The following is a 15689-nucleotide window of genomic DNA, read 5'->3' as shown; positions in this document are numbered from 1 at the left end:
GCTATGCTTAAGGTAGAAAATGAAAGGGGTAACAAATGTATTTAGGAGACTTGATGGAAAAGGCTGAATCTGGCCAATTTTCAATCCTTTCCTTTTTATTACAAGAGTCTCAGACGACCGTCAAGGCTGTAATGGAGGAAACAGGATTTTCAAAAGCAACTCTAACCAAATATGTCACCCTGCTTAATGAAAAGGCTTTGGATAGTGGCTTAGAGCTGACTATTCACTTAGAAGATGAAAATCTGCGCCTGTCAATCGGTGCAGCTACCAAGGGGAGAGATATTCGGAGCTTGTTTTTGGAGAATGCTGTTAAATACCAGATTTTGGTCTATCTTCTTTACCACCAACAGTTTTTAGCCCATCAGTTGGCTCAAGAATTGATGATTAGCGAGGCTACGCTTGGCCGCCACTTGGCTGGTTTAAATCAGATTTTGTCAGAATTTGATTTATCTATCCAAAATGGACGGTGGCGAGGTCCAGAGCATCAGATTCGCTATTTCTATTTCTGTCTTTTTCGCAAGGTCTGGTCTAGTCAGGAATGGGAAGGTCACATGCAGAAATCAGAGAGAAAACAGGAAATTGCTACACTAGAAGAAATCTGCGGTGCAAGTTTGTCTTCGGGGCAGAAATTAGATTTGATTCTCTGGGCTCACATCAGTCAACAACGTCTTCGGGTTAATGCCTGTCAGTTTCAAGTCATAGAAGAAAAAATGCGAGGGTATTTTGACAATATTTTCTACCTTCGTTTGCTGAGAAAGGCTCCGTCCTTTTTCGCTGGGCAACACATCCCTCTCGGAACTGAGGATGGCGAGATGATGATTTTCTTCTCCTTCCTCCTATCTCATCGTATTCTTCCTCTTCATACTATGGAGTATATTCTTGGATTTGGAGGGCAGTTGGCAGATTTGCTGACGCAGTTGATTCAAGAAATGAAGAAGGAGGAACTATTGGGGGACTATACAGAGGACCATGTCACCTATGAACTTAGTCAGCTTTGTGCTCAAGCCTATCTCTATAAGGGCTATATTTTACAGGATCGCTACAAGTATCAGTTAGAGAATCGTCATCCTTATTTGTTGATGGAACATGATTTTAGGGGAACGGCAGAGGAGATTTTTCATGCTCTACCTGCCTTTCAGCAGGGGACGGATTTGGATAAGAAAATTCTCTGGGAATGGCTCCAGTTAATCGAATATATGGCTGAAAATGGCGGTCAGCATATGCGGATTGGTCTGGATTTGACATCTGGTTTTCTTGTTTTTTCAAGGATGGCAGCCATTTTGAAACGGTATTTGGAATACAATCGTTTTATTACCATTGAAGCCTATGACCGAACTCGACATTATGATTTGCTGGTTACTAATAACCCGATTCATAAGAAGGAACAGACCCCAGTTTATTATTTAAAAAACGACTTGGATTTGGAAGATTTGGTAGCGATTCGCCAGTTATTATTTAGTTAAAAGGCTTGGTGGTTCCAGGCCTTTTTTGTGAAATTCACACAATCTCCTCACATTTTTTAAAAAATTAAAAAAAGTTGATGAACAAGAAAGCGCTTTATTTTGTATACTAGTAAGTGTAAAGAGGAAACAACCTCAAGATCTTTATCAGGAGGACAGCACATGTCACAAGAAAAATACATCATGGCCATTGACCAGGGGACTACAAGCTCTCGTGCCATTATTTTTAACAAAAAAGGAGAAAAGGTCAGCTCGAGTCAAAAAGAGTTTACCCAGATTTTCCCTCAGGCAGGTTGGGTTGAGCACAATGCCAATGAAATTTGGAACTCCGTCCAGTCAGTTATTGCTGGAGCTTTCATCGAAAGTGGTGTCAAGCCAAATCAAATCGAAGCAATCGGGATTACCAACCAGCGTGAAACAACTGTTGTCTGGGATAAGAAAACAGGACTTCCTATCTACAATGCTATCGTTTGGCAGTCACGCCAGACAGCACCTCTGGCTGAACAACTAAAAAGCCAAGGTTATGTGGAAAAATTCCATGAAAAGACTGGTTTGATCATCGATGCTTACTTCTCAGCTACCAAGGTTCGTTGGATTTTGGACCATGTAGAAGGCGCTCAAGAGCGAGCAGAAAAAGGAGAATTGCTCTTTGGTACCATTGATACTTGGTTGGTTTGGAAATTGACTGACGGTGCGGCTCACGTGACTGACTACTCAAACGCAGCTCGTACCATGCTTTATAACATTAAAGAACTCAAATGGGATGATGAGATTTTGGAAATTCTCAACATTCCTAAGGCTATGCTGCCAGAAGTTCGTTCTAACTCTGAAATCTATGGTAAGACAGCTCCATTCCATTTCTACGGTGGACAAGTGCCAATCTCAGGTATGGCTGGGGACCAACAAGCGGCCCTCTTTGGACAGTTGGCCTTTGAACCAGGTATGGTCAAGAATACTTATGGAACAGGATCTTTCATCATCATGAATACTGGTGAAGAAATGCAGTTGTCTGAGAACAACCTCTTGACAACCATTGGTTACGGAATCAACGGCAAGGTTTATTATGCCTTAGAAGGTTCTATCTTCATCGCAGGAAGTGCCATTCAATGGCTTCGTGACGGACTTCGCATGGTTGAAAATTCACCAGAGTCTGAAAAATACGCTCGTGATTCGCACAACAACGATGAAGTTTATGTCGTGCCAGCCTTTACAGGTCTAGGTGCCCCATACTGGAACCAAAATGCTCGTGGTTCTGTCTTTGGTTTGACTCGTGGAACAAGCAAAGAAGACTTTATCAAGGCTACCTTACAGTCAATCGCTTATCAAGTCCGTGACATCATCGACACCATGCAAGTGGATGCTCAGACAGCTATCCAAGTCTTGAAGGTAGATGGTGGTGCAGCCATGAATAACTTCCTCATGCAGTTCCAAGCTGACATTTTGGGAATCGATATCGCACGCGCCAAAAACTTGGAAACAACAGCTCTGGGGGCAGCCTTCTTAGCAGGTTTGTCAGTGGGCTATTGGAAAGACTTGGATGAGTTGAAACTCTTGAACGAGACAGGAGAGCTCTTCGAGCCATCGATGAACGAATCTCGCAAGGAACAACTCTACAAGGGCTGGAAGAAGGCTGTAAAAGCAACGCAAGTCTTTGCGGAAGTAGACGACTAATACTGGAAGAATAGAGCGACTTAGTTAGAAAGTGTGTAAATATGGAATTTTCAAAGAAAACACGTGAATTGTCAATTAAAAAAATGCAAGAACGTACCCTGGACCTCTTGATTATCGGTGGAGGAATCACTGGTGCTGGTGTAGCCTTGCAGGCGGCAGCTAGCGGTCTTGAAACTGGTTTGATTGAAATGCAGGACTTCGCAGAAGGAACATCCAGCCGTTCAACAAAATTGGTTCACGGAGGTCTTCGTTACCTCAAACAATTTGACGTAGAAGTGGTATCAGATACTGTTTCAGAACGTGCAGTGGTACAACAAATTGCACCTCACATTCCAAAACCGGACCCAATGCTTTTGCCAGTTTACGATGAAGATGGAGCGACCTTTAGCCTCTTCCGTCTGAAAGTAGCTATGGATTTGTACGACCTTTTGGCAGGAGTTAACAACACACCAGCTGCAAACAAGGTATTGAGCAAGGAAGAAGTCTTGGAACGCCAGCCAAACTTGAAGAAAGAAGGCTTGGTAGGAGGTGGGGTTTACCTTGACTTCCGTAACAACGACGCGCGTCTTGTGATTGAAAACATCAAACGTGCCAACCAAGATGGTGCTCTCATTGCCAACCACGTTAAGGCAGAAGGCTTCCTCTTTGACGAAAGTGGCAAGATTACAGGTGTTGTAGCTCGTGATCTCTTGACAGACCAAGTCTTTGAAATCAAGGCCCGTCTGGTTATCAATACGACAGGTCCTTGGAGTGATAAGGTACGCAATTTGTCTAATAAGGGAACACAATTCTCACAAATGCGTCCAACTAAGGGAGTTCACTTGGTAGTGGATTCAAGCAAGATCAAGGTTTCACAGCCAGTTTACTTTGACACAGGTTTGGGTGATGGCCGTATGGTCTTTGTTCTCCCACGTGAAAACAAGACTTACTTTGGTACAACGGATACAGACTACACAGGTGATTTAGAACATCCAAAAGTAACTCAAGAAGATGTAGATTACCTACTTGGCATTGTCAACAACCGTTTCCCAGAAGCCAACATCACCATTGATGATATTGAAAGCAGCTGGGCAGGTCTTCGTCCATTGATCGCAGGCAATAGCGCTTCTGACTACAATGGCGGAAATAACGGAACAATCAGTGATGAAAGCTTTAACAACTTGATCGCGACTGTTGAATCTTATCTCTCTAAAGAAAAAACGCGTGAAGATGTTGAGTCTGCTGTCAGCAAGCTTGAAAGCAGTACTTCTGAGAAACATTTGGACCCATCTGCAGTTTCTCGTGGTTCGAGCTTGGACCGTGATGATAATGGTCTCTTGACTCTTGCTGGTGGTAAAATCACAGACTACCGTAAGATGGCTGAAGGTGCTATGGAGCGCGTGGTTGACATCCTCAAAGCAGAATTTGACCGTAGCTTTAAACTCATCAATTCTAAGACTTACCCTGTTTCAGGTGGAGAATTGAACCCAGCAAATGTGGACTCAGAAATCGAAGCCTTTGCGCAACTTGGAGTATCACGTGGTTTGGATAGCAAGGAAGCTCATTACCTAGCAAATCTTTACGGTTCAAATGCACCGAAGGTCTTTGCCCTTGCTCACAGCTTGGAACAAGCACCAGGACTCAGCTTGGCAGATACCTTGTCCCTTCACTATGCAATGCGCAATGAGTTGGCTCTTAGCCCGGTTGACTTCCTCCTTCGTCGTACCAACCATATGCTCTTTATGCGTGATAGCTTGGATAGCATCGTTGAGCCAGTTTTGGATGAAATGGGACGATTCTATGACTGGTCAGAAGAAGAAAAAGCAGCTTACCGTGCTGACGTCGAAGCAGCCCTCGCTAACAACGATTTAGCAGAATTAAAAAATTAAGAAAAAATAAAAGAGGTGGAGGGCAGGACTCCTTATCGCCCGCCCCTTCTTTTTAATGGAGACAGAAAGATGATGAATGAATTATTTGGAGAATTTTTGGGGACTTTAATCCTGATTCTTCTAGGAAATGGTGTTGTGGCTGGTGTGGTTCTTCCTAAAACCAAGAGCAATAGCTCAGGTTGGATTGTGATTACTATGGGTTGGGGGATTGCAGTTGCGGTTGCAGTATTTATATCTGGCAAGCTCAGTCCAGCTCATTTAAACCCAGCTGTGACGATTGGTGTGGCCTTGAAAGGTGGTTTGCCTTGGGCTTCCGTTTTGCCTTATATCTTAGCCCAGTTCGCAGGGGCTATGCTCGGTCAGATTTTGGTTTGGTTGCAATTCAAACCGCATTATGAGGCAGAAGAAAATGCAGGAAATATCCTGGCAACCTTTAGTACTGGTCCAGCCATCAAGGATACTGTATCAAACTTGATTAGTGAAATCCTAGGAACTTTTGTATTGGTATTAACAATCTTTGCTTTGGGACTTTATGACCTTCAAGCAGGAATCGGAACCTTCGCAGTGGGGACTTTGATTGTCGGTATCGGTCTATCACTAGGTGGGACAACAGGTTATGCCTTGAACCCTGCGCGTGACCTTGGACCTCGTATCATGCACAGCCTTTTGCCAATTCCAAACAAGGGAGATGGAGACTGGTCTTATGCTTGGATTCCAGTTGTAGGACCAGTTATCGGAGCAGCCTTGGCCGTGCTTGTGTTCTCACTTTTCTAATTTGGAAAACAACTATGTTGATAGAGCTTGGGCAAGAGCCCAATTTCAGCAAAAAATGAAGTAAATCTTCTCATAATAAAACGCATCATATCAAGCACGAAAATTCCACGAGGTCAACTACAGTCAGAAAGCTGAACAACAAGCCAAAACGCTCAAAAAAGGCGGCAAAAAGCAAGCACCTGCAAGCAACGTGCCGAAATGGTCAAATCCTGATTATATCAACGAATTAGACCCAAAAATCATTGATATGCTAATAGAATTTCATAGGTCACAAGGTACGCTTGAGAGCCCTGAAGCACAAGCAGAAATTGCCCAAAGACGTGCAGAAATCGAGCAAAGGAGAGCTGAGCTTGAGGATAAAAAACAAGAGCTTTTGAACCGCTTGAACAAATAGAGTTTCGCAAGTATTATGCTTACAAATTACTTGAGCAATTAACTAAAATATAAACCCTACCTTTATATCTAGGCAGGGTTTATATTTTAGAAATTCATGTAGGTTGTTTCGGTTTTTACATACCCAGTATAGTTTGAGTTTCTATAGTATTCAGTGATAAACTTCCATTTTCTTTGAGCAACATGGATATAAGTACTTGTTATGTAGTATGGATATGGACTTTGTGAATCCAAGTAAGCCTGATAAGCTTGTATACCCCAAAATGCTCCACCAATTATTGCACCCCATGGACCTCCCAATACAGCACCTATCTTACCAATTATAAAACTTAGTCCAGCATCAGCCATGAAATTAGCGAATGTGTTAGCTTGTTTATTCCCATGTATTGTGTTGACGTAATTCCAAACATTAGGATCGTATGATCTAAAAGATATATTTAGGTCGATTTCATTCTTTTGATAAGCCATATAAAATGACCCATTGATATAGACGCCATCAGCACGTCGTTCAATAGTGTCTACATTTCCATTTGGATTGACCACCTCAAGAACTTCATCACTTTAAATATTTACTTGCGTATCTCCGAACCGCACTGATGAGCCATTCTCAAACTGAGCCTCACCAGATACAACTTTAGAGTTTGCCGATAAGCTATCATCAGCAAAAACAGCAAGCGACGGGGAAATGCTAGACATACAGAAAACAGACATAGCTAGCAAACACATGCATTTAGACATCTTAGACATAACGGAAACTCCTTTGTATTTTTGATTTTTTTCAACTTTTATTATACAATAAAACCAAATAAAAAGAAAGCGGTAACAATATGCTTAATGCGAAAATTTTTTATATATTTTTATATTTGATCGTTATCGAAACTATAGGCTTGTTGTTGTTGAAAAAAGGTCTCGAAATGGGTTATTTTGGCACAGAAGCTATTATCCTCGCAATTTTTTCATTTGCTTTTTACAACCTATGTTCATTCGCTTGGGTCTGCTCTACAATAAAAAACCATAAAAAATAAATAGACGTATTTTCAAAAAAAGATTACATATTTATCGTAGTAAAACGGCGATTTAAATCGTCGTTTTTTTGTATAACTCCCCTGAAATTTATTTTAATTATGCAAATTTCACGTATTTTTGGTGCTGAGACAACGATCCTGGGAACTTTTCAGATAATTTTTTGACCTATCTATCATTAGAAAAACTTAGAGCGCCAAAGGATTTGAGCGTTTTTCTGATTTTTAAGACTTTTTCCCAGTCTCTTTTTCGATTAAAGATGTAATTATTCTACTAACTAACTTCTTAGTACTAGCCAACAACGATAATCATAATTCCTCCCAAAATTAGGAATAATAAAGGCAATAATTTTTGTTTTTTCATGTGAAAAACCTCGCTTTTATTTTCTGTTATTTTATGCTAGAATATTAAAAATCAAATTTTAATTTCAAAGGTGGCAACTAAGATAGGAGCGCTACATGTCTAATTCATTTGTCAAGTTGTTAGTCTCTCAATTGTTTGCAAATTTAGCAGATATTTTCTTTAGAGTAACAATCATTGCTAACATATACATTATTTCAAAATCAGTAATTGCCACATCACTAGTTCCCATTTTAATAGGGATATCCTCTTTTGTTGCGAGTCTTTTAGTTCCTTTGGTTACTAAAAGGTTAGCGCTAAATAGGGTTTTATCTTTATCCCAATTTGGAAAGACTATATTATTGTCGATACTGGTAGGGATGTTTATACTAATGCAATCAGTAGCGCCTTTGGTAATCTATCTATTTGTTGTGGCAATTTCCATATTAGATGGTTTTGCAGCACCTGTTTCCTATGCTATTGTGCCACGCTATGCGACCGATTTGGGTAAGGCTAATTCAGCCTTATCAATGAGTGGTGAAGCTGTTCAATTGGTGGGTTGGGGATTAGGTGGACTCTTATTTGCAACAATTGGTCTTTTACCTACCACGTTTATAATTTTAATGTTGTATATAATTTCTAGCTTTCTGATGTTATTTCTTCCTAACGCTGAAGTGGAGGTGTTAGAGTCAGAAACTAATCTTGAAATTTTGCTCAAAGGTTGGAAGTTAGTTGCTAGAGATCCTAGATTAAGACTTTTTGTATCAGCAAATTTATTGGAAATTTTCTCAAATACGATTTGGGTTTCTTCCATTATACTTGTTTTTGTAACTGAGTTATTAAATAAAACGGAAAGTTACTGGGGATATTCTAATACAGCATACTCTATTGGTATTATAATTAGTGGCTTAATTGCTTTTAGGCTATCTGAAAAGTTCCTTGCTGCTAAATGGGAAAGTATTCTTTTTCCTCTTGTAGCTATGGCAATAGTGACACTGACTATTCTATATTTTCCAAACGCACAGATGTTTTTATTATTTTCAGCTTTAGTTGGTATGTTATCGCAGCTAAAAGAAGTTCCTGAAACTGTATTTCTTCAGGAAACAGTAGAGGAAAATAACTTGGTTAATGTCTATTCCGTTCTTGAAGTGATTTCGACACTATCATTTTCAGTATTTGTTTTGCTAATGAGCTATATTACTGAGAGTTTTGGTATTAGCATCAGTTTTTGGCTATCAGCCATTTGTCTGATGATAGAAGCTATTTTAATTTATATCAGACGAGATTATTTTAAATGAGAGACTGGTTAAAAAGTCTTGAAAAATTAGAAAAGCGCATAGTATCAGGTGTTGAAAACTTGATATTGTGCGTTTTATTATGGAAAGATTCCCTTCATTTTCTACTGAAATTGAGTTTTGAAGCAGGATCACTCTATTTAAAATATACATAGAAAAACCGCATAATCCTTAAAATAAGCTGAAATCTATTGAAAACATACGGTAAACAATTGAAAAATTACCCTATAAAGTGGTACAATAGTAGAAAAATACTAAAGTAAGAGTTCATCTTACTTTAGCAAAAATTACAGAAATGAATGGTTTTTCTTGATGAAACAGAGAAAAGAATTGTACCTCTTTCTTGGTCGGACAGCCTTGTACTTTCTTATCTTTCTAGGGCTGCTTTACTTCTTTAGCTATCTTGGTCAGGGTCAAGGAAGCTTTATCTATAATGAATTTTAACTTGAAGGAGAATCCCTATTGTGTCAAATAAACCAATAGCAGATATGATTGAAACCATTGAGCATTTTGCTCAGACCCAGCCTAGCTATCCTGTTTACAATGTTTTGGGGCAGGAACACACTTATGGAGATTTAAAGGCTGATTCGGATAGTTTAGCTACAGCCATTGACCAACTAGGCTTGCCTGAGAAGTCTCCTGTGGTTGTTTTTGGAGGCCAAGAGTATGAAATGTTGGCAACTTTTGTAGCTTTGACTAAGTCAGGTCATGCCTATATTCCTATTGACAGCCATTCGGCCTTGGAGCGAGTTTCAGCTATTTTAGAAGTTGCAGAGCCAAGCTTGATTATTGCTATCTCAGACTTTCCATTGGAGCAGGTTTCGACACCTATGATGAATCTAGCTCAGGTTCAAGAAGCCCTTGCCCAAGGGAATAACTATGAAATCACGCATCCAGTCAAGGGCGATGATAATTACTATATCATCTTTACTTCTGGTACGACTGGTAAGCCAAAGGGAGTGCAGATTTCCCATGATAACCTCCTCAGCTTTACCAACTGGATGATTACGGATCAGGAATTTGCGACGCCAAGTCGTCCGCAAATGCTGGCTCAGCCGCCTTATTCTTTTGACTTGTCTGTCATGTACTGGGCACCGACCTTGGCACTGGGTGGTACGCTTTTCGCTCTTCCTTCAGCTATTACTCAGGACTTTAAGCAACTCTTTGCGACCATCTTTTCATTGCCAATCGCTATCTGGACATCAACCCCTTCTTTTGCGGATATGGCCATGTTATCAGAAGACTTTAATAGCGAGAAAATGCCTGGTATCACGCATTTCTACTTTGATGGTGAAGAATTGACGGTTAAAACGGCTCAAAAACTGCGCGAGCGTTTCCCAAATGCCCGTATTATCAATGCTTACGGCCCAACAGAAGCGACAGTGGCCCTGTCAGCAGTTGCCGTGACAGACGAGATGTTGGCGACTCTCAAACGCCTACCAATCGGCTATACCAAGGCTGATTCTCCAACCTTTATCATTGACGAGGACGGCAATAAATTGCAAAATGGTGAACAGGGAGAAATCATTGTTTCTGGACCAGCTGTTTCAAAAGGCTATATGAACAATCCTGAAAAAACAGCGGAAGCCTTCTTTGAATTTGAAGGTCTGCCAGCCTATCACACAGGCGATGTGGGAACCATGACAGATGAAGGCTTGCTTCTCTACGGCGGACGCATGGACTTCCAGATTAAGTTCAACGGTTACCGCATTGAGTTAGAAGATGTCTCTCAAAATCTCAACAAGTCTCGTTATATCGAGTCTGCTGTCGCAGTACCGCGTTATAACAAGGACCACAAGGTACAAAATCTATTGGCTTATGTGATCTTAAAAGATGGTGTTCGTGAACAGTTTGAGCGTGATATCGATATTACCAAGGCCATCAAGGAAGATTTGACAGACATCATGATGTCCTACATGATGCCGTCTAAATTTCTTTACCGAGACAGTTTGCCACTGACTCCAAATGGGAAAATTGACATCAAAGGATTGATTAACGAGGTGAATAAGAGATGATGGAGTTCTTTCAACAGCTTCCTCATTTAGAGCCATATGGCAATCCTCAGTATTTTGTCTATGTGATTGCTGCAACCTTGCCCATCTTTATCGGCCTCTTTTTCAAGAGACGCTTTGCCTGGTATGAAGTGCTGGTTAGCCTCTTCTTTATCGTCACCATGTTGGTAGGTGGAAAGACCAATCAATTAGCTGCCTTGGGTATTTATCTGTGCTGGGAAATATTGCTCTTGCTTTTCTACAAGCACTATCGAAAAAGTAAGGATGGCAAGTGGGTCTTCTACCTAGTTAGTTTTCTGTCCCTTCTTCCGATTATCTTTGTCAAGGTGCAGCCGGCTATCAATGGAACGCAGTCTTTGCTTGGATTTTTGGGAATTTCTTACCTGACCTTTCGTTCGGTTGGAATTATCATCGAGCTGAGAGATGGAGTGATTAAGGATTTTACCCTATGGGAATTCCTCCGCTTTCTTCTATTTATGCCGACTTTTTCAAGTGGTCCAATTGATCGCTTTAAACGTTTCAATGAAAATTATCAGACCATTCCTGAGCGAGATGAGTTGATGGATATGCTGGATGAATCTGTTCGCTATATCATGTGGGGCTTTTTGTACAAGTTTATCCTAGCTCATGTTTTAGGAGAGACCTTGTTGCCTCCTTTGAAGAATTTAGCCTTGCAGTCAGGTGGCTTCTTTAACCTCTATGTCTTGGCAGTTATGTATACATTTGGTCTGGAACTTTTCTTTGACTTTGCAGGTTATTCTATGTTTGCCTTAGCCATTTCAAATTTAATGGGAATCCGTAGTCCTATCAACTTTAACAAGCCCTTTTTATCAAGGGATTTAAAGGAATTCTGGAATCGTTGGCACATGAGCCTCTCTTTCTGGTTCCGTGACTTTGTCTTTATGCGAATGGTGATGGTATTGACCAGAAAGAAGGTCTTTAAGAATCGAAATGTAACCTCAAGTGTTGCCTACATTGTAAATATGCTGATTATGGGATTTTGGCACGGTGTGACCTGGTACTACATCGCCTATGGACTCTTTCATGGGATTGGAATGGTCATCAATGACGCTTGGATTCGCAAGAAAAAAACACTCAATAAGGAACGGAAAAAAGCAGGGAAGCCTGCTCTACCTGAGAATCGCTGGATTCAGTTGCTTGGCATGGTTATCACCTTCCATGTCGTCATGCTGTCATTCTTAATCTTTTCTGGATTTTTGAATGATTTATGGTTTAAAAAATAAAAGGAAATAAAATATGGATATCAAATCAGAAGTTATCGAAATTATTGATGAGTTGTTTATGGTAGATGTTTCTGACATGATGGATGAAGATCTTTTTGATGCAGGTGTTTTAGATAGTATGGGAACGGTTGAATTGATTGTGGAGATTGAGAACCGTTTTGACATTCGTGTTCCTGTAACAGAGTTTGGTCGCGACGACTGGAATACGGCCAATAAAATCATAGCTGGTATTGTGGAGCTACAAAATGCTTAAACGCTTATGGATGATCTTCGGACCGGTCTTGATAGCTGGTTTGTTGGTTTTTCTGCTCATTTTCTTTTATCCTACTGAGATGAATCATGATCTGGGAGCTGAAAAGCGTTCAGCGGTGGCTACTACTATCGATAGTTTTAAGGAGCGAAGTCAAAAAGTCAGAGCACTATCTGATCCAAATATGCGTTTTGTTCCCTTCTTTGGCTCCAGTGAATGGCTTCGTTTTGACGGTGCTCATCCTGCGGTATTGGCTGAGAAATACAACCGCTCTTATCGCCCCTATCTTTTAGGACAGAGGGGAGCTGCTTCACTCAACCAGTATTTTGGAATGCAACAGATGCTGCCACAGCTGGAGAATAAACAAGTTGTGTATGTTATCTCACCTCAGTGGTTCAGTAAAAATGGCTATGAGCCAGCAGCTTTTCAGCAGTATTTTAATGGAGACCAGTTGACCAGTTTTCTGGAACATCAATCTGGAGATCAGGCTAGTCAATATGCAGCGACTCGCTTACTCCAGCAGTTCCCAAACGTAGCTATGAAGGATCTGGTTCAGAAGTTGGCAAGTGAAGAAGAATTGTCGACGGCAGACAATGAAATGATTGAATTATTGGCTCGGTTTAATGAACGCCAAGCTTCCTTTTTTGGTCAGTTTTCAGTTAGAGGCTATGTCAATTATGATAAGTATGTAGTTAAGTATTTAAAGACCTTGCCAGACCAGTTTTCTTATCAAGCTATAGAAGATATTGTTAAAGCAGATGCTGAAAAGAATACTTCCAATAATGATCTGGGAATGGAAAATTATTTCTATAATACGCAGATCAAGAAGGATTTGAAGAAATTAAAGGACTCTCAGAAAAGCTTTACCTATCTCAAGTCGCCAGAGTATAATGACTTGCAGTTGGTTTTAACCCAGTTTTCTAAATCCAAGGTAAACCCGATTTTTATCATTCCACCTGTTAATAAAAAATGGATGGACTACGCTGGTCTACGAGAGGATATGTACCAACAAACGGTGCAGAAGATTCGCTACCAGTTAGAGAGTCAAGGTTTTACCAATATAGCAGATTTTTCTAAGGATGGCGGGGAGCCTTTCTTTATGAAGGACACCATTCACCTTGGTTGGTTGGGTTGGTTGGCATTTGACAAGGCAGTTGATCCTTTCCTATCCAATCCCACACCAGCTCCGACTTACCATCTGAATGAGCGCTTTTTCAGCAAAGATTGGGCGACTTATGATGGAGATGTCAAAGAATTTCAATAGTTCATAATATAGAAGAGTTCGAGAATGAAACCAGTTTTCACGTTTTTTCTTGACTCTTTTTTTGCTTGTGATATAATTAACTGGTAAATAAAATTCTACAGAATAGTATTTTTTTCTTAAAAAAGAAAAGTCCAGAAGGAAAGGAGTCAGATATGAGACAGCTAGCGAAGGATATTGATGCTTTTTTGAATGAGGTAATTTTGCAGGCAGAAAATCAGCATGAAATCCTAATAGGTCATTGTACTAGCGAGGTGGCTCTGACTAATACTCAGGAGCACATTCTCATGCTTTTGTCAGAGGAATCTTTAACAAATTCAGAATTGGCGCGTCGCCTCAATGTCAGTCAGGCAGCAGTTACCAAGGCCATTAAGTCTTTGGTCAAGGAAGGGATGTTGGAAACATCTAAAGATCCTAAGGATGCGCGTGTGATTTTTTATCAGTTGACTGATTTGGCTCGTCCAATCGCTGATGAGCACCACCATCACCATGAGCATACACTTTTAACCTATGAACAAGTGGCGACTCAGTTTACTCCAAATGAACAAAAAGTGATTCAGCGGTTTTTGACTACTTTAGTAGGAGAAATCAAATAATGAGATATATTACGGTAGAGGATTTGTCCTTCTATTATGATAAGGAGCCCGTTCTTGAACATATCAATTATAGTGTTGATAGTGGGGAATTTGTTACCTTAACAGGGGAAAATGGAGCAGCTAAGACGACACTCATCAAGGCCAGTCTTGGCATCCTTCAGCCACGCATTGGAAAGGTGACTATTTCAAAGACAAATACGCAGGGTAAGAAATTGAGAATAGCCTATCTTCCTCAACAGATTGCCAGTTTTAATGCAGGTTTTCCAAGTACGGTTTATGAATTTGTCAAGTCGGGTCGCTATCCGAGAAAAGGCTGGTTCCGTCGTTTGAATGCTCATGATGAGGAGCATATCAAGGCTAGTTTGGACTCAGTTGGTATGTGGGAACACCGAGACAAACGCTTGGGGTCTCTATCTGGGGGACAGAAGCAGCGAGCGGTAATCGCGCGTATGTTTGCTTCTGATCCAGATGTGTTTATCCTAGATGAGCCGACAACGGGGATGGATGCAGGAAGTAAAAACGAATTTTACGAACTCATGCATCACAGCGCCCATCATCATGGCAAGGCTGTTTTGATGATTACTCATGACCCTGAAGAAGTTAAGGACTATGCGGATCGCAATATTCATCTAGTTCGTAACCAAGACTCGCCATGGCGTTGTTTCAACGTTCATGAGAATGATCAGGAGGTGGGCCATGCTTAGTTTGTTATCTTATGACTTTATGCAGCGTGCCTTTCTGGCTGTTATTGCTATGAGTCTTTTCTCGCCGGTGTTGGGGACCTTCCTTATCTTGCGCCGTCAGAGTTTGATGAGTGATACTCTTAGCCACGTCTCACTTTCAGGTGTAGCCTTTGGTCTGGTCCTAGGGATTTCTCCGACTATTTCAACTATTGCTATTGTCTTGATTGCGGCGGTCTTTCTGGAGTATCTCCGTACGGTTTACAAGAGCTTTATGGAAATCGGGACAGCTATCCTCATGTCGACAGGTCTGGCTGTTTCTCTGATTGTCATGAGCAAGGGTAAAAGCTCTAGTTCTATGAGTTTGGACCAGTATCTTTTTGGTTCGATCGTGACTATCAGTGAAGAGCAGGTTATTTCCCTCTTTGTCATTGCGGCGGTTGTTTTGATTTTGACCTTCCTCTTCCTTCGTCCAATGTATATCCTGACCTTTGATGAGGATACGGCCTTTGTGGATGGCTTGCCCGTTCGTACCATGTCTATTCTTTTTAACATGGTGACAGGGGTGGCCATTGCCCTTATGATTCCTGCTGCAGGAGCTCTTCTGGTATCGACCATTATGGTCTTGCCAGCTAGTATTGCCCTGCGTCTGGGGAAAAACTTTAAATCGGTTATGCTACTTGCTAGTGCTATTGGCTTTTTGGGAATGGTAGCAGGACTTTACATTTCCTACTATGCAGAAACACCTGCAAGTGCAAGTATTACTATTATTTTTGTAACTGTTTTCTTGCTAATTAGTTTAGTAAGACGTTTTATCAAATAG

At 40.8% G+C, this 15689-nt stretch carries 14 protein-coding genes and 1 pseudogene; 14 read left to right on the top strand and 1 reads right to left on the bottom strand.

From position 1 onward, the window contains the following. The first annotated feature begins 35 nt into the window (after positions 1 to 35). From SMIDD28_RS09840 to SMIDD28_RS09820, 5 genes are all read left to right on the top strand, one after another. Positions 36 to 1463, top strand: a complete 1428-nt coding sequence (locus SMIDD28_RS09840; RefSeq protein WP_061425804.1) for an AcpB/EbpR/MafR family transcriptional regulator — start codon at positions 36 to 38, stop codon at positions 1461 to 1463. Positions 1464 to 1622: 159 nt separating this feature from the next. Further along, positions 1623 to 3131, top strand: coding sequence for a glycerol kinase GlpK (gene glpK / locus SMIDD28_RS09835; RefSeq protein WP_000076788.1), 1509 nt, complete (start codon positions 1623 to 1625; stop codon positions 3129 to 3131). A 41-nt stretch (positions 3132 to 3172) separates the two neighbouring features. Then, a complete protein-coding gene (gene glpO, locus SMIDD28_RS09830; RefSeq protein WP_061425803.1) occupies positions 3173 to 4999 on the top strand; it encodes a type 1 glycerol-3-phosphate oxidase in 1827 nt (608 codons plus the stop codon). A gap of 69 nt (positions 5000 to 5068) precedes the next feature. Continuing rightward, positions 5069 to 5773 (top strand): MIP/aquaporin family protein, encoded by a 705-nt coding sequence (locus SMIDD28_RS09825; RefSeq protein ID WP_061425802.1) that lies wholly within the window; start codon positions 5069 to 5071, stop codon positions 5771 to 5773. Between the two features lie 190 nt (positions 5774 to 5963). Continuing rightward, positions 5964 to 6167 carry a hypothetical protein gene (locus SMIDD28_RS09820; RefSeq protein ID WP_061425801.1) on the top strand — a complete coding sequence of 68 codons (204 nt, stop codon included), beginning with the start codon at positions 5964 to 5966 and terminating at the stop codon, positions 6165 to 6167. A gap of 86 nt (positions 6168 to 6253) precedes the next feature. Here the strand turns inward: SMIDD28_RS09820 and SMIDD28_RS12355 are convergent. Further along, positions 6254 to 6862 (bottom strand): annotated as a pseudogene (locus SMIDD28_RS12355) (hypothetical protein). A gap of 785 nt (positions 6863 to 7647) precedes the next feature. Between SMIDD28_RS12355 and SMIDD28_RS09805 the strand changes: the two are divergent. From SMIDD28_RS09805 to SMIDD28_RS09765, 9 genes are all read left to right on the top strand, one after another. Further along, a complete protein-coding gene (locus SMIDD28_RS09805) occupies positions 7648 to 8826 on the top strand; it encodes a ryptide export MFS transporter (protein ID WP_061425799.1) in 1179 nt (392 codons plus the stop codon). 309 nt (positions 8827 to 9135) lie between these two features. Beyond that, positions 9136 to 9267 carry a teichoic acid D-Ala incorporation-associated protein DltX gene (locus SMIDD28_RS09800; protein WP_000813667.1) on the top strand — a complete coding sequence of 44 codons (132 nt, stop codon included), beginning with the start codon at positions 9136 to 9138 and terminating at the stop codon, positions 9265 to 9267. Positions 9268 to 9287: 20 nt separating this feature from the next. Then, positions 9288 to 10838: a D-alanine--poly(phosphoribitol) ligase subunit DltA gene (dltA, locus tag SMIDD28_RS09795; RefSeq protein WP_061425798.1), complete on the top strand. Its 1551-nt coding sequence runs from the start codon at positions 9288 to 9290 to the stop codon at positions 10836 to 10838. Further along, positions 10835 to 12079 (top strand): D-alanyl-lipoteichoic acid biosynthesis protein DltB, encoded by a 1245-nt coding sequence (dltB, locus tag SMIDD28_RS09790; RefSeq protein WP_061425797.1) that lies wholly within the window; start codon positions 10835 to 10837, stop codon positions 12077 to 12079. The genes dltA and dltB overlap by 4 nt, the downstream gene beginning before the upstream one ends. Positions 12080 to 12092: 13 nt before the next feature. Further along, on the top strand, positions 12093 to 12332 hold the full coding sequence (dltC, locus tag SMIDD28_RS09785) for a D-alanine--poly(phosphoribitol) ligase subunit DltC (protein ID WP_061425796.1): 240 nt from the start codon (positions 12093 to 12095) through the stop codon (positions 12330 to 12332). After that, the gene (dltD, locus tag SMIDD28_RS09780; RefSeq protein ID WP_061425795.1) at positions 12325 to 13593 is read left to right on the top strand and encodes a D-alanyl-lipoteichoic acid biosynthesis protein DltD; all 1269 of its coding nucleotides are present in this window, start codon (positions 12325 to 12327) and stop codon (positions 13591 to 13593) included. The genes dltC and dltD overlap by 8 nt, the downstream gene beginning before the upstream one ends. 152 nt (positions 13594 to 13745) lie before the next feature. Beyond that, on the top strand, positions 13746 to 14186 hold the full coding sequence (gene adcR / locus SMIDD28_RS09775) for a zinc-dependent transcriptional regulator AdcR (RefSeq protein WP_061425794.1): 441 nt from the start codon (positions 13746 to 13748) through the stop codon (positions 14184 to 14186). Continuing rightward, entirely contained in the window at positions 14186 to 14890 is a 705-nt protein-coding gene (locus SMIDD28_RS09770) for a metal ABC transporter ATP-binding protein (protein WP_001269496.1), read from the top strand. The genes adcR and SMIDD28_RS09770 overlap by 1 nt, the downstream gene beginning before the upstream one ends. Continuing rightward, entirely contained in the window at positions 14883 to 15689 is an 807-nt protein-coding gene (locus SMIDD28_RS09765) for a metal ABC transporter permease (protein WP_000950030.1), read from the top strand. Before SMIDD28_RS09770 ends, SMIDD28_RS09765 begins: the two co-directional genes overlap by 8 nt.

It is taken from the genome of Streptococcus mitis, assembly GCF_001579045.1.
Lineage (GTDB): Bacteria > Bacillota > Bacilli > Lactobacillales > Streptococcaceae > Streptococcus > Streptococcus mitis_D.
The sequence above is the reverse complement of the archived record's forward strand: the minus strand, read 5'-3'. Positions and strand labels throughout refer to the sequence as shown.